The following is an 18655-nucleotide window of genomic DNA, read 5'->3' on the forward strand; positions in this document are numbered from 1 at the left end:
CTGCGCCCCTAAACACACTCGAGGGGTCGAACTCATGCAATGATAGTCCTCATGTCGGAGCAGATCGATTCCCAAACCTATGTCGAGGTCGCCATCATTGGCGCTGGGCCGGCCGGAGCCGCCGCCGCGATTCATGCCGCACGCGCCGGTTATGACACCCTCCTTATTGATTCCGCGACGTTTCCCCGCGATAAAACCTGCGGCGACGGGCTTACCCCGCGCGCGATGCACCAGCTTGCTGAGCTCGGCATTGCGGTCAACGCCTCCTACCGCAATCGCGGCCTGAAGCTGCACGGCTACGGCGGCGATGTTACCGCGCCCTGGCCGAAGACCTACCCTTCCCAGGTCGGCACGGCCCTGCCGCGCTTTCGCTTCGATGCCCTGCTTGCCGACGCCGCCCGAAAAGCCGGCGCCACCCTCCTCACCGGCACCCCCGCCACCGATCCGGTAATGGAGGGAAACCGCGTGACCTCCTTCCGCGTGGGCGAGGCCACCGTGCATGCCAAGTGGATCATCGTGGCCGATGGCGTGCGCTCTACCTTTGGCAAGAAGCTCGGCCGCACCTGGCACCGCGAGGAGGTCTATGGCATTGCCGCACGCTCCTATGCTTCCTCTACGCACGCCGATGAGCCCTGGATGCACTCCCATGTTGAGCTCAAGGACGAAGGCGGCGAGGTGCAGCCCGGCTACGGTTGGATCTTCCCGCTCGGCCCCGAGCTAGGTCAGGTCAACATCGGCCTCGGCGCGCTCTCAACCGCGCAGCGCCCAGCCAAGATCAATACCAAGAAGCTGCTCGAGTTCTACGCCGCCCAACAGCGACCCGAGTGGGGACTCGGCGAGATTGAGCACGTCACCTCTGCCCTGCTGCCCATGGGCGGCGCGGTGTCCAACGTGGCCGGCGCCAATTGGATGATCATTGGTGATGCCGCCGCCTGCATCAACCCCCTCAACGGCGAGGGCATCGATTATGGCTTGGAGACCGCCGCCCTGGCCGTAGACCTGCTCGGCCCGAAAGACTTCACCTTGGCTTGGCCTGCCGTCCTGCGCGAGCACTACGGCGAGTCCTTCCTCTTGGCCCGCACGGCCGCACGCCTGCTTACTTACCCACAGTTCCTACCGCTGGCCGGCCCACTGGCCCTGCGTGGGCCCATCGGCCGCATGCTCATGCCGGCCGCCGCGCGCCTGATGGGCAACCTCATTACTGACGATGACCGCGACCTCATCGCACGCACCTGGCGCGCCGCCGGCCGCACGGTCTCGTCCCTTCGCCGCGATACCCCCCTCTGGGATTCAACCGCGGCATAGTCCCCGCCCCCAGGAACGGGCGGAGCAGCGCCTAAGCTGGCTTTACCGCCGAGTGCAGCGCCACGATACCAAAGGTAAGGTTCTGCCAGCCGGCCTCGGCCCAACCATTGCGATTGATAACCGCGGCAAGCTCCTCCTGCCCCGGCCACGCGCGAATGGATTCCGCGAGGTAGATATAAGCCTCCGGATTAGAAGAAACCAGGCGCGCTACCGGCGGGAGCAGGCGCATCAAGTATTCCTTGTACACGGTGCCAAAAATCGGTACCACCGGGGTGGAAAATTCCGCCACCGCAAGGCGCCCGCCCGGCTTGGTCACGCGCGCCATTTCGCGCAGGCCGAGCTCAAAGTCGTGGATATTGCGCAGACCATAAGAGATGGTCACGGCATCAAAGGTGTTATCTGCAAACGGCAGCTTCATGCCATCGCCAGCCACCTTGGGCACGTCGCGCTCACGGCCGGCGGCCAGCATGCCACGGGAGAAATCACACGCCACGCACCACGCACCGGACTTGGAAAGTTCCACGGTGGACACGGCGGTACCCGCTGCGAGGTCGAGAACCTTCTCTCCCGGCTTAAGGTTCAAACGCTCGCGGGTGCGCTTGCGCCAGTGCGCGTCCTGCCCAAAGGACAGCACGGTATTGGTGAGGTCGTATTTCTCGCCCACGGCGTCAAACATGCGCGCCACATCGAAGGGCTTTTTATCCAGATCTGCCTTAGACACAAATGATCAGTCTAGGCTACGCGGGCGCCAAGGGCACGAGCCGCCCATCGCGGCAGCTCCGGACGCTGGCCCAAAATGGTTAGCGGCACCCGGCGAGTATCCTCCAATACCTCTTCGTAATAGCCCACGAGCTGCTCGCACAGTGCTTTCCACGTCTTGGAGGAAATGGACTCGCGCGCATTGTCCCGCATCTCCTGATGGATCTCCGGATTGAGCAGAGCGTCCACCGCATTGGGGAGGTCTTCCACAAAGGTCTGTACATCCAGCAGCAAGCCATTATAGCCCTCGTCGATGAGGTCTACCGGACCACCGGCCCGCGGCCCGATAGTCGGCACGCCGGAGGCCTGCGCCTCCTGGATGGACTGACAGAAGGTCTCGAACTCGCCGGCGTGGACGAAGACGTCCAAGGAAGCATAGGCGGCGGCGAGGTCTTCGCCGGACAGCGCACCGGTAAAGACGGCGCCGGGCAGCTGGGCTTCCAACAGTGGACGCTCCGGCCCATCACCCACGATGACCAGCTGAATATCCTCGCGGCCATTGAGCGCCGAAAGCCGGTGCACGCCCTTTTCCGCGGCGAGGCGACCGACAAATCCAACCACATTCTTGGTGCCGCTCGGATCCCAGCTGCGGCGCAGCTCGTCAGAGCGCTTGGACGGATGGAATAGCTCCGCGTTCACGCCGCGGCCCCAATGGCGCACATTCTTAATGTGGTGCTTTTCCAAGTCTCGGATGGTCAGCGAGGACGGTGCCAGGGTCATCTGGCAAGAGTTATGAATCGTGCGCAGCCACTCCCACACGCCATAGGCCAGCGCGGAGGCATGGTACTTGGTGGCAAAACCGGCAACATCGGTCTGGTACAACGCCACGGCGGGAACGCGCTGCTGGCGGGCGGAGAAAGCGCCAGCCGCGCCGAGTACGAAGGGGCTGGCCAGGTGGATGATATCCGGCTTGAAATCGCGCAGAGCCTCATCCACCGCCGTGGTGGGAACGCCCACCGGCAGCGAATCCACCAGCGGCACGCGCACGGTGGGCACTCGGTAGATGGGGAACCCGAGGTAGTCCGGGATTTCCTCCTGCCCCTCACGGGCGCCCGGCGCGATGACGATGGCCTCTTGGCCCGTCTCGTGCAGGTGCTCTAAAACGCGCAGCACGGAGTTGGTCACACCATTGACATTGGGGAGGAAGGATTCAGCCACGATCGCAACACGCATGCCACCATCATGGCCCATTTTCTTAAGTTTATGGTGAAGCCAGCGGAAAATCTTGGTTAATTATTTCTCCGCGCGGCGGGTAAAGAAGCTAATCAGCTTCCACATCACGGCCGCGATGAGCGTGGCAACTACCCCTACCGAGAGCGCCGGGATAATGGCCAGCGTCCATTCGCGGCCTTCAACCTTGACCAGGTCTGGGTCGTCTTGAGCGTATTGCACCCACACCTGCTGCCCCTCGCCCAGCCCACTGGGATAGAGCAGCCCGTGCTGTGGGGTGTGGTAAATCCCCTCACTGTCTTGGAAATCCACCGTGGTGCGCAGCATGCCCACATCCTTGACCGTGGCCAAAGCGCGCGCGGGGTGGCTGGCGATGGCGTGGTCATTCAGCGCCGGCCCGATGACCATGCCCACCACACCCACCAGCGCGGCTAAATACAGCGCCAGCGTCAGCTGGTGCAGGCGACGGCGATAGACCGCGGGCGTATAGCGCGGCACCACGGCCGCGTGCGACTTATGCTGCGGCGGGGCCACTTACTGGCCTACCTTTGCGGTGAGCTTCTCATTGAGCGCCCGGCGCGTGGTACGGGTGGTCTTGGCCTCCACGACGGTAATTCCGGTGGAGTATTCCTTCAGCTCCGCCAGCGTATCCAATAGCTCCTGCGGGGTGGTCACCTCGCGGTAGTCTGCTTCATAGGCTTCTGCCAGCTTGCCGACGTCCACCCCATGCGGCGTTCCAAACGCCGGCTCGAAGGACTCGCGCAGCGCATCGGCACCTTGTTCCAGGGTCTCAAAGATGCCGCCGCCATTGTCATTGGCCACCACGATGGTGAGGTTTTCCGGTCGCGCTTGGTCTTCCGGGATGAGCAGGCTATTTGCGTCATGCAGGAAGGTGACATCTCCCATGAGCGCCATCACTCGCGGGGCGCGCCAGTTGGTGGGATCCAGCGATTGCGTGGCCAGGGAAATGCCGATGGCTTGGGCGATAGTGCCGTCGATGCCGGCCGCCCCGCGCGGCGAGTAGGTATCCACGCCGTCGAAAGGCAGGCCCACCATGGAGGCATCGCGCACCGGGTTCGAAGCGCCGAGCACCAGGGTGTCGTTGACGGAGAGCGTATCACCCACCGCGGCCGCGACGTGCAGCCCGGTGAATCCCAGTTCCTCGTCCTCGAGGGTCTCGCGCACCGCTTGTCCAGCCATATCGGTTGCGCCTTCGCAGATCTTCATCCACTCGCGGCTCGGCTCACCGGTGACCTTGACGGTGGTGCCAAGCCGGGTGTCTTGGCCGCGCTGGTTGGTGAAGTCCTTGGTGCGCGAGAGCACCACTAGCTCAATATCCGGATCATTCATTAGCGCTAGCACGCCACGGTGCAGCGTCGGGTGCCCCACGACGATGACCTGCTCTACCTTGGTATTGACCACATAATCATTCGCGGAGACCTGCGCCTTGCGGAAGATATGCGCCGCCGCTGGATGCACCGGATGATACGGGCCCGGCGCGCTCGGCTCCGCGATGGTTGGCACGTCTTGGAGACCTTCTACCTCCCAGGCCTCGTCGCCCGCAATGACCAGCGTATTTTTGCTCAAATCCACGGCCACTTCCCCGTGGTCCACAAAGGCTGGTGCGGGCTCGCGCACGCCGTCGTCGGAGGTGTGGTCTGGCAGGGTGTCGTCGACAAGCGGGGCATCAAAGGCCACATTGATGTGTACTTGTAGGTCCTCGCGGAAACGCTGGGCCATAGCCTCGATATCGTCCGCGCCGGTGACCTGGGTGGTGTCCGCATAGACGCCGAAGATGCCCTGCTGCTCGATGGTCTGCGACGCCCCCGTGCCCACCAGGCGCTCCGGCCGATCCGCGCTAATGATGGCCAGCGGCGTATGGGAATAGTGTGCCTCCACCACGGCCGGCAAAGTATTGGCCACCGCAGTTCCCGAGGTCATCACCACGCCCACGTGGCGGCGCTGCACCCGCGCCATGCCCAGGGCGGTAAACGCTCCCCCGCGCTCGTCTAGGCGGGTGTGTACACGGATATCATCACGCGCCAGCAGCGCCAGCGACAGCGGCGCGTTGCGCGAACCAGGGCACAGGACGACATCCGTGAGGTGGCGCGCCAGTTGGGCGGCTACCTTCTCAGCCAACTGCATCGATTCATTCATGTCGCCCGATTTTACCTGCCCGCGCGCTATTGCCCTTACCGGGCAGGTGCTGGGCGCTTAGTTCTGGTTGGCCGGCTGCTCGCCGCCGCCCAGAAGGTCATTGAGGAGGCCCTCAATGTCCACGTCGCTGCCCTTATCCAGCTGGTCTTGTACCTCTGGTGGCAGCTCGGTCGGGATATCGGACGGCAGGTCATTCTGGAAGTCCGGCAGCTTTGGCAACTTATTGGAGTTCTCATCCTGCGTATCCGGCTCTTCGGTCTGGGTCACGGTGGTGGGAACCTCCGTGGTCAGCGTTTCCGTCACCGGCTGTGGGTCCGGCTTATCCGCCTCGTCCGCAGCATTGCGCCACAGGAAAAACAGCACCGCCGCAGCCAGCACTGCAAGTACCGCGATGGCCGCGAAGACACCGGCCATCGCGCCACCGCCGCCGCCTTTCTTCTTGCGCTTTTCCGGTTGGTCCGGATCATAGTTCGACGGCACCGGCTCGTACTCGTGCTGCTGCGCGTATTGCTGGTCATATGCCTGCCCGGCCGGCTGCTGATAGTTCTGGCCATAGCTTTGCTGCTGGCCGTAGCCCTGCTGATAGCCAGCGGCCGCATCGAATTGACGAGTTTCATTCTGCGGCTGCTGCTCGCCCGGGAAGTACTGCTTCGGGTGCTCGCGGCGCGCTTGGTCGCGGCTGGGGCCGGCGGCATTATCGGGCACGCGGCCAATCTGGCGCGTGGCATCATCCGCCGGGCTGGACCAGCTGCGGGTTTCATTATTATCGCCATGAGGGCCTTTAGTAGTCATACTCTCTACCTCTACCCCATTTTGCTGTGAGATCCCAGAGAGGTCTCCCACAGCTAACAGGGAAGCCGCGGCTCGCCGCTTAGTGCGCTTGGCGTGCGCTCAAGGCGCGGCCGGTGGCGGTGTCTTCTGCGGCAACCTGTGCCGGGGTGGCATCCGCGATGATGCGGCCGCCATCTTCGCCAGCGCCCGGGCCCATCTCGATGATGCGGTCCGCATTCGCCATGACCGAAAGATCATGCTCGACGACGATTACCGTATGGCCCGCATCCGCCAGCTTGTGCAGCTCGGTATTGAGCAGGTCGATGTCGGCTGGGTGCAGGCCCGTGGTGGGCTCGTCCAGCAGGTAGACCGTGTGGCCGCGACGCGAGTTGCGGGAGCGCTGCAGCTCCGTGGCCAGCTTGATGCGCTGGGCCTCGCCGCCGGACAGCTCCGGCGCGCCCTGGCCCAGGCGGAGGTAGCCCAAGCCGACTGCCTGCAGCGTGGCGATGGCGCGGTAAATCTTTTCTTCCTCGGCAAAGACCTCCGCGGCCTCATCCACGGTGAGCTCCAAGATGTCCGCGATGGTGCGGCCCTGCCAGGTCACCTCCAAGGTCTCGTCGTTGAAGCGAGCGCCGCCGCACTCTGGACAGGTGGTGTACGAGCCTGGCAAGAAGACCAGCTCCACCTCGATCTTGCCCGCGCCACCGCAGGTGGGGCACTGGCCTTGCTTTACGTTGTAAGAAAAGCGCGAGACCGTCCACTTGCGCTGCTTGGCCTCATCGGTGGAGGCGAAGAGCTTGCGAACGTTATCGAAAAGCCCGGTATAGGTTGCCAGTGTGGAACGCGGGGTGCGGCCGATGGGCTTCTGGGTAATCTGCACGACGCGCTTTACTCGGTCAAAGCCCTCCGTGCTTTCTACGGACCAGCCCTTGTCCTCGGTCTCCTCCTCATCGGAAACGGCCGTGGCGGACTGGCGCAGCAGGCCAGCCAGCACCGTGCTGACCAGGGTGGATTTACCCGAACCGGAGACACCGGCGACTGCCGTGAATTGACCCAAGCCAAAGTCCACATCCAGGTTGTCGATGCTGCGTGCGTTGATGCCGCGCAGGGCGAGGTGGGAGGAGGGGGTGCGGGGGTCGTCGGCAAGCGCGAGCGTGCGGTGAGCCAGCGCATTGGCGGTAGGGGTGTCCGCGTCATAGTCTGCAACCGGGCCCGAATAGACCACGTTGCCGCCGCGCTCGCCCGCCAGCGGTCCGACGTCAACGAGCCAATCCGCCTGCGCGACCAAATCCATGTCATGCTCCACCAAGAGCACGGAGTTGCCGGCCGCGATGAAACGGCGGCACATATCCATGACCGCGTCGCGCTCATCGGGGTGCAGGCCGGCCGAGGGCTCGTCGAGCACATAGGCCACGCCAAAGAGACCAGAGCGCAGCTGCGCTGCCAACCGGATGCGCTGCATCTCGCCACCGGACAGGCTCTGCGTCGGCCGATCCAGGCTGAGGTGCGCCAAGCCAAGCTCCAGCGCCGAGGTCAACGCGGGCAGAATCTGCCGCAGGAGCAAATCCTCGGCCGAATTCTCCTCCGGGTTCTGCTTGCTGAGCACCTCATGCACCTTATCCAGCGGCAGCGCGCCCAGCTCATCGATAGGCATGCCCGCATAGGTCACCTTCAGCGCGGCCGGGTTGAGGCGGCGGCCGCCACAGGTCTCGCACTCGCGGGATTCCATATAGGACAGGGTGCGTTTGCGCAGCGTATCCGATTGGGTCTCCGCCAGCGTCTTATTGAGGTAGCTGGCCACCGAGCGCCACGTGCCCTCATAATTGCGCTGAATCTGATCCTTGCCGCGTAGAGGCTTCACGGTGACGACGGGGCGCTCTTCCGTGAAGAGGATCCAGTCGCGGTCTTCTTGCGGCAGGTCCTGCCAGGGCGAATCCAGGTCATAGCCCAGATTCATCAGGATGTCGTGGAAGTTCTTGCCGGCCCAGGCACCGGGCCATGCCTGGATGGCGCCTTCCTCGATGGAGAGGGTGGGATCCGGGACCATGGAGTCCTCAGTCGGCTCGTGGACCACGCCCGTGCCGTGGCACTGCGGACACATGCCCTCCGGGGTATTCGGAGAAAAAGAATCCGAGTACAGGCCCTCCGGGTTATCACCGGCGCGCGAATAGAGCAGGCGCACGCTATTGGAGAGCGCGGAGACCGTGCCAACCGTAGAACGTGCACCGCCGCCGGAGGTGGATTGTTGCAGCGCGACCGTCGGCGGCAGGCCCTCTACCTGGCTGACCTGCGGGTCGACGGCCGAGCTAATGAGGCGGCGGGCGAAGGGCGCTACCGATTCGAGATAGCGGCGCTGGCCTTCGCCGTGGATCGTGCCGAATGCCAGCGAAGACTTGCCCGAACCAGACACACCTGTGACCGCAACGAGCTTGCCGCGGGGCATATCGACGTCGACGTTGCGCAGATTGTGCAGATGAGCATCGCGGACCTTGATAGTAGACATGTCCTCTAGCGTACGCACAGGTGACGGGCTGGGCAGCTTTAATCCTAATGGCAGTCTCCTTTAGCGATTTACTGGTTTTCGTGCGCAGGCCACCGCTTTTCAACGATTTCGTCCATACATATCGCGAAAATCGTCGACGATTTAGGTGTTTTAGATGGACGAAATCGTTGAAACGAGGAAATCGGAACCTTCCTGGAAGATTTCCAGTCCAATGAGTCATGTGGACGAGAAATGAATTACTAGTTTTAGGCCTTACTGACTATCAAATCCGCAGCAGGGTTAGTGAGGGAACGCTGTTACGCTTGCGGCGCAATTGTTACGTCGCGGCGGAGACGAGTACGAAGGATAAGCTCGCCGCGGTGGCGCAGCTTTATCCGGATGCGGTATTTACAGGGACGGCGGCGCTCGCGGCGTACGGCTTTTGTGAGGTGCAGCTGCCGGCAACGATTCGGGTGGATAACAATTGCCGGACACATGCGAATGAGCTGGTGCGTACTGTGAGGTCGCGGCCGGTGCCGGTAAATCGGGTTAAGGGCGTAAAGATGGCGTTGCCCGCGCAGGCAGTTGCAGATGCGCTGAGCTTCGAGCGCTGTGGCGAGTGGCTGCTCAAAGAGGCACTGGCGCAGGCATACCGCGGGCTCAACGGAAGAGGGAGGTTCGCGGCCGATTTAGAGATGGTGAGCAGCAAGGAAAAGGATGCAGTTCGCGAGTTGGCGGAGCAGGCACCGGTGGGGACGTCGTCGAAATGGGAGCAGCGGATGTTTCGCGAGATGCGGCGAGTGGGACTTAACCCCGTGCCGAATTTCCGGCTAGGACCATATACCTGGGATTTAGGCTTCGAAGCGGGAACGACGGTGGTGGACTTGGACTCGTTGTTCTATCACACGCCGGAGAATAATCACCGGGAATTCCTCATCGGGACATGGAAGACCAATCATGCGGTGCAACACGGATGGGCGCCATTGAAATTCACAGATGAATGCACCGACTACCACCTCAAGCTGGTGGTGGAGACGGTGCAAGAAACGGTGGCGCATCGGCGCAGTGTGCGCGGGCTAAAGAGCAGGCCGCAGAAGGTGCGCCGGGCACTGGCGACTCCGGCGTGGAGGTTTCACCAGAGCTTGCTCTAGGCCCTAGTCAGCAAGGTGCGATTCAGAAAGGTGCGGCCAGCAGGCACGAACGCGATCGAACCACCAGTCGCGACGATCGGCGGGGGCGGCGAGTGCGGCGAGGCGGTCTGGATCGGGGGCGAGGATATCGGCGGGAAGGTGGCCGTCGATAAGCGGGCGCGGGGCGGTGACATCCTCTTCGAAAAGGGAGCCGGTGGCAAGACCGGCGGCGGCCGGGGTGACGTCGATGTCCTCGTCGTCGTAGATGCGCGGAAGCGCGGCGACGGCTGCAAGGCCCATATTGATGCCAATGGAGGTATCGAGCGCGGAGGCCACTGTGATATCCATATGGCGCTGGCGCAGGTGTTGGGCCACCTCGAGGACGCGGCGCACGCCGCCGAGCGGGGCGGGCTTGACCACGGCAACATCTGCGGCCTGCAGCTCGGCGACGCGGTACGGGTCGGCGACCTTGCGAATGGATTCATCGGCGGCGACGCGCACAAAGAGACCCGCGCGCATAAGGCGGCCGCGGACCTGGGCGAGTTCCTCGGTGGTGGCGCAGGGCTGTTCCATATAATCCAGCGGCATCATCATCTGCGCGGCCTCGACCGCCTCATCGACGGTCCAGCCGCCGTTGGCGTCCACGCGCAGGATAGGGATATCGCCGCGTTGGGTGACGGCGTCGCGGACGGCGCGGACGCGAGCGGCGTCGTCGGCAAGCGTGTGCCCCTTCTCCGCTACCTTGATTTTGAAGGTGCGGCAGCCGGGGTAGCGCTCCACCACGGCCGGAACCTCGCTGGCGGGTACGGCTGGGATGGTGGCGTTGACCTCGATGGAATCGCGCACCGGCTCCGGGAAACCCTCGTAGGCGGCCTCGAGCCCGGCGCGCAGCCACGCGGCGGACTCGGCCGGGCCGTATTCCAGGAAGGGCGCGAACTCGCCCCAGCCGGCCGGGCCATCGATGAGCAAGGCTTCCCTGGTGGTAATGCCGCGGAAACGCACGGCGAGCGGGAGGGAGACTACGTGGGCGCGGTCGAGGACGTCATCGATATGCATGGCCTTCATGGTAGCGCCCGCTAGCCGTTGACCCCTCCCCCGCTCTGCGCTATTTTGGGAACCCATACCAATAGAGGAGGAATTATGCTGCTAGCTGAGGCATTGGCGGAGCGCGCCCAGGCACAGGAGCGCCTCAATAGCCTGCACGAGCGGCTGCTCACCGTGGCCCGCGTGCAGGAGGGCGATACCCCGGATGAGGATCCGCAGGCACTACTGCGCGAGCTCGACGGCGTGGCCGGGCGCATCGATGAGCTGGTGCAGGCCATCAATGCGACGAATATCGCCACCGCCTTTGATGAGAAGAGGAACTTGATGGAAGCCCTCGCGCTTCGCGACGGCCTCTTGCGCAAGCGCCGCATCTACCACGACCTAGCGCAGCGCGCGGGCACGCGCTCGGATCGTTATTCCCGCACCGAGATCAAGTTTGTCTCCACCATCCCGGTGGCGGAGCTGCGCAAGCGCGTCGATGATTTGTCTAAGCAGTACCGCGAGCTGGATACCCGCATCCAGCAGCTGAACTGGAATACCGAACTGAAAAACGGATAGTCATATCGCGCACTGCTTAAAGCGCGCGATGGTAGCCCACACACCTGCAGCGAGCAGGCCCCCACCCTGGAGGGGAAAATCCCGGGACTCAGGCCCCCTTTAGCGCTTTAAAGGGCGGGGAGTTCGAGTCTCCCCATGGCATGGAGTACCGCGCTGGTACGGCGTACACGGGTATTATGCGGGGCAACAACCTCGCAGTATCGCGTATTGATTATTACCAGCCTGCTGGGCAGCGTGTGTGGGTGAGGGTTGGGAATGGGGACTATTCTTCTTTTGCCACTAAGCTGGCCGTCATGAGCGAGCAGAAAAAATACAGCACCGATAATCCGTTCCGGCCGGAATTGTGGCATGCCGTAGAAGGTTTTGAGGACCTGACGGATATCACCTACCACCGGCTCAACGGCGAGGGCCGCAAGAACGGCATCGTGCGCATCGCCTTCGACCGCCCGGAGGTGCGCAATGCGTTTCGCCCGCATACCGTAGACGAGCTCTACCGCGCCCTCGACCACGCCCGCCGCACGCCGGATGTGGGCACGATTTTGCTCACCGGCAATGGCCCCTCCGAAAAGGACGGCGGCTGGGCGTTTTGTTCCGGCGGCGACCAGCGCATTCGCGGCCGCTCCGGATACCGATACGCCACCGAGCACGCCCACGATGATGCCACCGCGGATGAATCCACTGTGGACACCGCCCGCGAGAAGGTGGAGGGCGGCCGCCTGCATATCCTCGAGGTGCAACGCCTTATCCGCACCATGCCCAAGGTGGTCATCGCCGTGGTCAATGGTTGGGCGGCCGGCGGCGGACACTCGCTGCACGTGGTCTGCGATATGACGGTCGCCTCCCGCCAAGAAGCGCGCTTCAAGCAGACGGACGCGGACGTGGGATCCTTCGACGCCGGCTATGGCTCGGCGTACCTGGCCAAGATGGTGGGCCAGAAATTCGCCCGCGAAATCTTCTTCTTGGGCCGCACCTACGATGCCCAGCGGATGTATGAGATGGGCGCGGTCAATGAGGTTGTCGATCACGCCGACTTGGAAGACGCCGCAATCCAGATGGGCCGCGAAATCAACGGCAAGTCCCCAACAGCCCAGCGCATGCTGAAGTTCGCTTTCAACCTGACCGATGACGGCCTCATGGGCCAGCAGGTCTTCGCCGGCGAGGCGACCCGCCTGGCGTACATGACCGACGAGGCCGTCGAGGGCAAAGAAGCATTCCTCGAAAAGCGCGACCCGCAGTGGGAGCAGTTCCCGTATTACTACTAGCCAGGAGTTAGCACGATGTGGATTTTCGCCATCGGCTTGGCCACACTTGCACTGGCGGGCGTCATCGTCTCGCGAGTGTGGATGCTCAAGCGTATCAAGGATGCGCAGGACAGCGGGGAGCGTCCCTTCGATCAGGAGGACACCCCGCGCAATCCATACATGTAGCGGAGTAAATGGCGTGGGACGCCCTCGGACCGGAGTGAGACATCTCAAGCAATTGTGGACATGCCCATAGTTAATACTTAAAGTGTCGAACATGAAACTCTGCAACTCATTCGTCATGCTCGCAGCACGCGTCGCCCTGGGCGTAATTCTCATCGCCCAGGGCTGGCAAAAGTTCTCCGAATGGACCGTCGCCGTCGCGGGCCTGATGCTCGCCGCCGGCCCCGGCATACGCTCCCTGGATCAGCTCCCCTTCAGCAAAAAGGCAAAAGTAGCCAAATAAGGCCACCGCTTCCTAGCCTCTCACTTCACTCATTGAAGTGAGAGGCATTTTTAAATTTTGGCAGCTTAAGGAAGAGATAGGACCACCTAAGTTCATTACGTTGAACAATCTAGTTCAAGGGTGCTAGTGTTTGTTGAGTTCACTTCTCCTAATGCAAAGGAAGTTCATTATGAGCTCAAATCACAGCACCCCACGCCGGCCCCTACAGCGCATTCTCGCAGGCACCTGCGCCCTCGCACTCGGCGCCAGCCTCGCCGCTTGCAGCGCCTCGAAGGAATCCATCGACGCTGCAAAGCCGAAGGACGGCGACACCGTCAAGGCCGTGGCCACGACTACCCAGATCTGCGACTACCTCACCCAGGTAGCCGCCGGCGGCCTCAAGCTCCACAAGGTCGACTCCCAGGGTGCGGAGACCAACTCCGGCGAGGGCCCAGTGACCCTCGACCTCACCTGTTTGCTCGCCCCCAACGCCAGCGCCCACGAGCACGAGATGACCCCACAGCAGATGCAGGCGCTCTCCCAGGCCGACTACATGTTCGTCAACGGAGTCGACCTCGAGCACTTCCTCGACCAAGCCGTGGACTCCTCCGGCTTCCACGGCGTCATGGCCGTGACCTCGGGCGTCAAGAGCGAAGGTATGGGCGATGGCAACGGCAAGTACACCATCGACGAGGGCATCGAGCACGTGAGCCCGCGCCCGTGGCCTTTCCCGGGGGAGGACGGCGAGGCCCCAGAATTCAAGTACGACCCGCACGTGTGGACCTCCCCGAAGCAGGCCAAGATTCAGGTCGACAACATCGTCAACACGTTGTCCCAGGCCTCCCCGCAGGCCAAGGACGCCTTCACCGCCGCCGGCAAGAAGTACACCGACCAGTTGGAGGACCTCGACAAGTGGGCCAGCGATTCCATGTCCGCAGTTCCTGAGCAAGACCGCGTGCTCTTCTCTTCCCACGACGCCTTCGGCTACTTCTCAAACGCATACGGCGTGAAGTTCATCGGCTCCGCACTGTCTGACTTCAACAACCAGCAGGACGCCACCTCGCGCCACATCGACGAGCAGGCAAAGCAGGTCCGCGAGTCCGGTGCCAAGGCCATCTTTGCGGAGAATTCCAACAGCTCGAAGTCCATCGAGGCCATCGCCCGCGCCGCAGGCGTCAAGGCGGTTACATCCGACGACGCTTTGTACGGCGACTCGCTAGGTGTGCCAGGCAGTGAGGGCGAGACCTACATCGGATCCATCGTCCACAACATCAACACCCTGGTCAGCGCCTGGGACTCCGAACAGCAACCGTTGCCGGAATCGCTGCAGGCATTCGACGTCGCCAAGCGCAAGTAGCTCTATATGTCTTCCCCATTAATCACTCTGCGCAATGCCACCTGCGGCTATGGCGCCCGGGATATCCTCACCGACGTTGATCTTGAGATCCGCGCGAGCGAGGCCGTGGCGCTCCTGGGGGCCAACGGCGCGGGCAAGTCTACGCTGCTCAAGGCAATCACTGGCCTGGCTGCCTTGCGCGGCATGGCCACCATCGACGCCTCGCTCGGCTACGTCCCGCAGTACCAAGACTCCGACCTGAGTTTTCCCGTCACGGCTTACAAGGTCGTGGAAATGGGCCTTTTGCCATCAGTGAGCTGGTGGCATAGGTGCACGAGCATGCGTAGCTATCGCGGCCATGTACTCAATGCCCTGCGAGAAGTGGGGATGGAGCACCTCGCCGAGACGCGGTTTGGCCAGCTCTCGGGAGGGCAGCGCCAGCGCGTGCTCATCGCGCGCGCGTTGGTTTCGGCCCCGGAGCTGGTGCTTCTCGACGAACCCTTCAACGGGCTTGATCAAGAAAGCCGCCGAATCCTGATTCAGATCATTGCGGATCTCAAGGAAGCAGGAATCGCCCTGCTCGTCTCCACTCACGACCCCATCTTGGCGCAGCACACCTGCGACTGGGCGGCGTTTGTGCTCGACGGCAAGGTCCACACCATGGGAACCGAGGAAGCAGTGGAAACCTATATGGAGCAAGGTGCGCGACTGTAATGGAGCAGATTCTCTTCGCCCCGTACCTGCGCAATGCCTTCCTCTTCCTGCTGTGCCTATCGATTGTGGGGGCTGTCATTAGCGTCCTCGTTAATCTCCGCCGCATGGAATTTACGGTGGAAGCCCTCGTGCACTCGGTTTTTCCAGGCATCGTGGTAGGGCTCATCGTGGGCGGCATCCCGGGCATCGTGCCGGGTGCGGCCGCGGTGGCCACGGTGACGGTGCTGGTGCTGGCTTCTCTGGGTTCTGGGCGGCGCCAGTCAGCGCGGAAGCTGGATATAGAAGCCGGAACGGCCGTGGTGCTGACCTTCATGTACGGCATCGGCGTGGTCATCAGTTTGGCCTATGGCGACAAGTCCGGGCAGCTGGAGGCGCTCATGTTTGGCCGGCTTCTCGACGTCACGCAGTCCAGGCTGGCAACCTCCGTCACGCTCTGCGTGATTGCGGCACTGCTCATCCTGACAACCTGGCGCATGCAGATTCTCGTCGCTTTCGATACAGCAGCGGCCCGCGCCATGGGCGTCAACGTGGCGGCTTATGAGCTCATTGCGAATGTCGCGGTTGGCCTAATCGTGGTGGCGGCTAGCTCGGCAGTGGGTGTGTTGCTGGTTATCGGTTTTATTGTCATTCCAGGCCTCTCGGCGCGCTTGATCGCAGGATCCCCGCGCAGCATGTGCTTCTGGGCTGCGGGCTTGTCCACGCTGGCAGTGGTGGTGGGATTTGCCATCATGCTGTCCCAAACCGCGCACCAGATTTCGCCGCAGGCAATCGTCAGCTTGATGCTGGTTGTCACCGTGCCGCTAGCGGGCTTGAAGGGGGTATTTAGCTAATGGGACTGTCTCATCTTGATCCAGAGATCCTGCGGATGCCCCTCCTTGAGGCCATTGCTGTGGGATGTTTATCTGGCTTGGTTGGAACCTTGATGGTCATGGGCAAGCGCGTCTTTTTCGCCGAGAGCCTGTCGCACGGAATCTTCCCCGGCGCGGTGCTCGGCGTAGTGGTGGCCAACCTTCTGAGCTTGGATCTCTCCACGGGTTTGATGGTGGGCGCGGCACTGTTCTGCCTACCTTTGGCCTGGCTTATGCGGTGGTTGAGTACCGTCGAGGGCATTTCTTCGACCGCTGCCGCCGGCGTGACGCTCACCCTGGGATTTTCCCTGGGCATCTTGTTGCTGCGCTGGTTCCAACCGCTACCTATCCACGTGGATAGCTTTCTCGTGGGCTCGCTGACCACTGTCAATGCGCAGGATGTCTGGTTTGTCAGCGCCCTGGTGGTGGTCAGCCTTGGCGTGCTGGTAGCATTTCGCCGGACGTTGGTCTCCTTCTACTTCGACCAGACGTCCTTCCGCGCACAAGGTGGAAATCCCGGCTGCTATGACTTGCTTACCCTCACGCTTATCAGCGTGACCATGGTGGTGGTGATTCCCGCGGTGGGCACTATCTTGTCCCTGGCGCTGCTGGTAGCCCCGGCGGCGGCGTTGCAGCCGTGGATCAAGCGCCCGACCCAGCTCATGCTCGGTGCCGGTATCGCGGGCATTGCGCTGGCATGCGGCGGGCTCTGGCTGGCGGCCGCACTCAGTTTGTCGGCGGGCGGCTGCATCGCGGTGCTGGCGGGTGTGTTCTATTTGCTCAGCATGGGGCTGCGGGCCTTGCTCTAAACGCCCGGCGCGCCGCCTCCCGGGACGAGCGATATGCCCGGGTAACCTGATTATTCGTGACTCATATCCTCGCCCCACTCCCAGTCGATCCCCGCAATCCCGCAGGAATTTTGGATGACCTCGAGAAGGCCATCGCTGGGCAGACCACGCTCTTACCCCTTCCCGCAGCGGACCGCACGCGGACGGAATTGCTGCGCAACCACATGCGCGCGGGCGAATCGATTGCTGAGGACATTGCTTTGGTGGTGTCCACCTCGGGTTCCACGGGCACACCGAAGGGTGCGCAGCTAAGCCCGCTTAACCTGGTGGCGAGTGCGGATGCCACCCATTCTTTCCTGGGTGGCCCCGGCCAATGGCTACTGGCCATGCCCGCCCACCACATCGCGGGCATCCAGGTGCTCGTGCGTTCGTTGGTGGCGGGTGTGGAGCCACTGTGCCTCGACCTGTCCCAAGGCTTTAACATCACCGAGTTCGCCCGCGCAGCAGAAGAACTCGCCCACACCGAGGACCGCATGTACACCGCGCTCACACCGATGCAGCTGCACAAGGCACTCGATTCGCTGGACGGCATCCAAGCACTGCGCCGTTTCAACTCCATCCTGGTAGGTGGAGCAGCGCCACATCCCCAGCTATTGGAATCTGCGCGCAAGCTCGACATCACCGTGGTAACCACCTATGGCTCCTCGGAGACTGCGGGCGGTTGCGTCTACAACGGCACTCCCCTACCCGGCACCGAGGTGCGCATCGGGGAAGATAACCGCATTTTCCTGGGCGGGCCGACCATTGCGCAGGGCTACCGCAATGTGGAATCGCGCGACTTCGTCGGTGGCTGGTTCGCAACTTCCGACGCCGGGGAGCTCGACGCCCACGGTCAACTCACCGTCACTGGACGTCTGGACAGCATCATCAACTCGGGCGGGTTGAAGTTGCACCCAGAACAACTGGAACAGCTCTTGTTGCAGGTACCGGGCGTCGACAGTGTATGCGTGGTGGGCATCCCTGATCCACGTCTTGGCCAGATGATCGCCGCAGCTTACACCGGCTGGGCCTCGCGCACCGACATCCTCGAAGCGCTCGATGACCTGCCTCGGTGGCAGATTCCGCGCGAGATTATCCGCATTGCTGAGATGCCGCTGACCGGCCCCGGCAAGGTGGACCGTCGTGGTGTCGCAGGGCTCTTTAAGAACTGATTAGACTTCGTTAGCGCGCACCGTCACGTCGGCGGCCGCGACTTCCGCAAGAGAGAACTCCTCGTCCCCTGCGTGCAGGTTGAGCAGGCCCGCAACGCGGGAATCGACTACGACCTCGACGCCCAGGCCGACGCCATGGCTGTCGAGGTAGCGCAACAGCTCGGTGTCTCCGTCGCATACCCGCTCGATGGTGACAGGGGTGTGAAGGGGGACGTCGTCAAGCGTGAGCGTGCCAAGGTCCTCGATGCTGCCCTGCGCGTCGGGGATGGGATCGCCGTGGGGATCGCGCTGAGGATGGCCCAGGTGCTGATCGAGTCGATCGATGAAGCGATCGGAGCATGCATGCTCGAGGAGATCGGCATCCTCGTGAACCTCGTCCCAGGTGTACCCCAGCTCTTTGACCAAGAAGGTCTCGAGGAGACGATGGCGGCGGACCATGCCCATGGACAGTGCCTGGCCCTCTGGGGTCAGCGAAACGCCAGCGTAGCGCTCATGTTCCACCAGCCCTTGGGCAACGAGACGCTTTACGGCTTCCGACGCCGTGGGCACCTTTTGGTTCAATCGCCCCGCCAGCTCCTTGAGAGCGATGGGCGCGCCGCCGGAGTGCTCGGAGAGGTCCCACAGGACTTTGAGGTAGTCCTGAGTACGTTCAGGGAGATCGCTTAAATGCATGACATTCATCGTAGTAAAGGCCTT

Annotated in this window: 19 protein-coding genes; 11 read left to right on the plus strand and 8 right to left on the minus strand. The window is 62.8% G+C overall.

The window, feature by feature from the left end; translation table 11 throughout:
• Window positions 1-39 precede the first annotated feature (39 nt).
• Complete coding sequence (locus QKD99_RS05870) at window positions 40-1305, plus strand: geranylgeranyl reductase family protein (protein ID WP_347950955.1); 1266 nt, start codon at window positions 40-42, stop codon at window positions 1303-1305.
• 31 nt (window positions 1306-1336) lie between these two features.
• Here the strand turns inward: QKD99_RS05870 and QKD99_RS05875 are convergent, their stop codons facing one another.
• The 6 genes from QKD99_RS05875 to QKD99_RS05900 form a co-directional block, all read right to left on the minus strand.
• Window positions 1337-2026 (minus strand): demethylmenaquinone methyltransferase, encoded by a 690-nt coding sequence (locus QKD99_RS05875; protein WP_005322922.1) that lies wholly within the window; start codon window positions 2024-2026, stop codon window positions 1337-1339.
• Between the two features lie 11 nt (window positions 2027-2037).
• Window positions 2038-3237: a glycosyltransferase family 1 protein gene (locus QKD99_RS05880; RefSeq protein ID WP_049377884.1), complete on the minus strand. Its 1200-nt coding sequence runs from the start codon at window positions 3235-3237 to the stop codon at window positions 2038-2040.
• A 60-nt stretch (window positions 3238-3297) separates the two neighbouring features.
• Complete coding sequence (locus QKD99_RS05885) at window positions 3298-3768, minus strand: DUF3592 domain-containing protein (RefSeq protein WP_347950956.1); 471 nt, start codon at window positions 3766-3768, stop codon at window positions 3298-3300.
• On the minus strand, window positions 3769-5391 hold the full coding sequence (menD, locus tag QKD99_RS05890) for a 2-succinyl-5-enolpyruvyl-6-hydroxy-3-cyclohexene-1-carboxylic-acid synthase (protein WP_347950957.1): 1623 nt from the start codon (window positions 5389-5391) through the stop codon (window positions 3769-3771).
• 57 nt (window positions 5392-5448) lie between these two features.
• On the minus strand, window positions 5449-6183 hold the full coding sequence (locus QKD99_RS05895) for a hypothetical protein (RefSeq protein WP_347950958.1): 735 nt from the start codon (window positions 6181-6183) through the stop codon (window positions 5449-5451).
• Window positions 6184-6262: 79 nt separating this feature from the next.
• Window positions 6263-8665 carry an excinuclease ABC subunit UvrA gene (locus QKD99_RS05900; protein ID WP_347950959.1) on the minus strand — a complete coding sequence of 801 codons (2403 nt, stop codon included), beginning with the start codon at window positions 8663-8665 and terminating at the stop codon, window positions 6263-6265.
• Window positions 8666-9024: 359 nt separating this feature from the next.
• On the opposite strand from QKD99_RS05900, the gene QKD99_RS05905 reads away from it, so the two are divergent.
• Window positions 9025-9795, plus strand: coding sequence for a hypothetical protein (locus QKD99_RS05905; RefSeq protein WP_347950960.1), 771 nt, complete (start codon window positions 9025-9027; stop codon window positions 9793-9795).
• Window positions 9796-9798: 3 nt separating this feature from the next.
• Here QKD99_RS05905 and QKD99_RS05910 read toward each other — a convergent pair whose 3' ends face one another.
• Window positions 9799-10830 (minus strand): o-succinylbenzoate synthase, encoded by a 1032-nt coding sequence (locus tag QKD99_RS05910; RefSeq protein ID WP_347950961.1) that lies wholly within the window; start codon window positions 10828-10830, stop codon window positions 9799-9801.
• A gap of 84 nt (window positions 10831-10914) precedes the next feature.
• Between QKD99_RS05910 and QKD99_RS05915 the strand changes: the two genes are divergently transcribed.
• From QKD99_RS05915 to menE, 9 genes are all read left to right on the plus strand, one after another.
• Window positions 10915-11376: a DIP1984 family protein gene (locus tag QKD99_RS05915; RefSeq protein WP_049377868.1), complete on the plus strand. Its 462-nt coding sequence runs from the start codon at window positions 10915-10917 to the stop codon at window positions 11374-11376.
• A gap of 293 nt (window positions 11377-11669) precedes the next feature.
• A complete protein-coding gene (locus tag QKD99_RS05920) occupies window positions 11670-12638 on the plus strand; it encodes a 1,4-dihydroxy-2-naphthoyl-CoA synthase (protein ID WP_034656212.1) in 969 nt (322 codons plus the stop codon).
• A 15-nt stretch (window positions 12639-12653) separates the two neighbouring features.
• Entirely contained in the window at window positions 12654-12803 is a 150-nt protein-coding gene (locus tag QKD99_RS05925) for a hypothetical protein (protein WP_005322953.1), read from the plus strand.
• A 91-nt stretch (window positions 12804-12894) separates the two neighbouring features.
• Window positions 12895-13083 (plus strand): hypothetical protein, encoded by a 189-nt coding sequence (locus QKD99_RS05930; RefSeq protein WP_005322954.1) that lies wholly within the window; start codon window positions 12895-12897, stop codon window positions 13081-13083.
• Between the two features lie 169 nt (window positions 13084-13252).
• Window positions 13253-14419 carry a metal ABC transporter substrate-binding protein gene (locus QKD99_RS05935; RefSeq protein ID WP_347950962.1) on the plus strand — a complete coding sequence of 389 codons (1167 nt, stop codon included), beginning with the start codon at window positions 13253-13255 and terminating at the stop codon, window positions 14417-14419.
• A gap of 6 nt (window positions 14420-14425) precedes the next feature.
• Window positions 14426-15112 (plus strand): metal ABC transporter ATP-binding protein, encoded by a 687-nt coding sequence (locus QKD99_RS05940; RefSeq protein ID WP_347950963.1) that lies wholly within the window; start codon window positions 14426-14428, stop codon window positions 15110-15112.
• On the plus strand, window positions 15112-15942 hold the full coding sequence (locus tag QKD99_RS05945; protein ID WP_049377866.1) for a metal ABC transporter permease: 831 nt from the start codon (window positions 15112-15114) through the stop codon (window positions 15940-15942). Before QKD99_RS05940 ends, QKD99_RS05945 begins: the two co-directional genes overlap by 1 nt.
• Entirely contained in the window at window positions 15942-16769 is an 828-nt protein-coding gene (locus tag QKD99_RS05950) for a metal ABC transporter permease (RefSeq protein WP_005322960.1), read from the plus strand. The genes QKD99_RS05945 and QKD99_RS05950 overlap by 1 nt, the downstream gene beginning before the upstream one ends.
• Before the next feature lie 56 nt (window positions 16770-16825).
• Window positions 16826-17959, plus strand: a complete 1134-nt coding sequence (menE, locus tag QKD99_RS05955) for an o-succinylbenzoate--CoA ligase (RefSeq protein WP_005322961.1) — start codon at window positions 16826-16828, stop codon at window positions 17957-17959.
• Here menE and QKD99_RS05960 read toward each other — a convergent pair whose 3' ends face one another.
• Window positions 17960-18631 carry a metal-dependent transcriptional regulator gene (locus QKD99_RS05960; protein WP_034656208.1) on the minus strand — a complete coding sequence of 224 codons (672 nt, stop codon included), beginning with the start codon at window positions 18629-18631 and terminating at the stop codon, window positions 17960-17962.
• Window positions 18632-18655: the final 24 nt, after the last annotated feature.

This window comes from Corynebacterium sp. c3Ub_189, from assembly GCF_039907195.1.
Lineage (GTDB): Bacteria > Actinomycetota > Actinomycetes > Mycobacteriales > Mycobacteriaceae > Corynebacterium.

What these genes read in the sequence shown, in the direction of transcription:
- QKD99_RS05870 (WP_347950955.1), top strand. Translation starts at nt 40, where the DNA reads ATGATAGTCCTCATGTCGGAGCAGATCGATTCCCAAACCTATGTCGAG.
- QKD99_RS05880 (WP_049377884.1), bottom strand. Translation starts at nt 3,237, where the DNA reads ATGCGTGTTGCGATCGTGGCTGAATCCTTCCTCCCCAATGTCAATGGT.
- menD (WP_347950957.1), bottom strand. Translation starts at nt 5,391, where the DNA reads ATGAATGAATCGATGCAGTTGGCTGAGAAGGTAGCCGCCCAACTGGCG.
- QKD99_RS05895 (WP_347950958.1), bottom strand. Translation starts at nt 6,183, where the DNA reads ATGACTACTAAAGGCCCTCATGGCGATAATAATGAAACCCGCAGCTGG.
- QKD99_RS05900 (WP_347950959.1), bottom strand. Translation starts at nt 8,665, where the DNA reads ATGTCTACTATCAAGGTCCGCGATGCTCATCTGCACAATCTGCGCAAC.
- QKD99_RS05910 (WP_347950961.1), bottom strand. Translation starts at nt 10,830, where the DNA reads ATGCATATCGATGACGTCCTCGACCGCGCCCACGTAGTCTCCCTCCCG.
- QKD99_RS05915 (WP_049377868.1), top strand. Translation starts at nt 10,915, where the DNA reads ATGCTGCTAGCTGAGGCATTGGCGGAGCGCGCCCAGGCACAGGAGCGC.
- QKD99_RS05920 (WP_034656212.1), top strand. Translation starts at nt 11,670, where the DNA reads ATGAGCGAGCAGAAAAAATACAGCACCGATAATCCGTTCCGGCCGGAA.
- QKD99_RS05925 (WP_005322953.1), top strand. Translation starts at nt 12,654, where the DNA reads ATGTGGATTTTCGCCATCGGCTTGGCCACACTTGCACTGGCGGGCGTC.
- QKD99_RS05930 (WP_005322954.1), top strand. Translation starts at nt 12,895, where the DNA reads ATGAAACTCTGCAACTCATTCGTCATGCTCGCAGCACGCGTCGCCCTG.
- QKD99_RS05935 (WP_347950962.1), top strand. Translation starts at nt 13,253, where the DNA reads ATGAGCTCAAATCACAGCACCCCACGCCGGCCCCTACAGCGCATTCTC.
- QKD99_RS05940 (WP_347950963.1), top strand. Translation starts at nt 14,426, where the DNA reads ATGTCTTCCCCATTAATCACTCTGCGCAATGCCACCTGCGGCTATGGC.
- QKD99_RS05945 (WP_049377866.1), top strand. Translation starts at nt 15,112, where the DNA reads ATGGAGCAGATTCTCTTCGCCCCGTACCTGCGCAATGCCTTCCTCTTC.
- QKD99_RS05950 (WP_005322960.1), top strand. Translation starts at nt 15,942, where the DNA reads ATGGGACTGTCTCATCTTGATCCAGAGATCCTGCGGATGCCCCTCCTT.
- QKD99_RS05960 (WP_034656208.1), bottom strand. Translation starts at nt 18,631, where the DNA reads ATGCATTTAAGCGATCTCCCTGAACGTACTCAGGACTACCTCAAAGTC.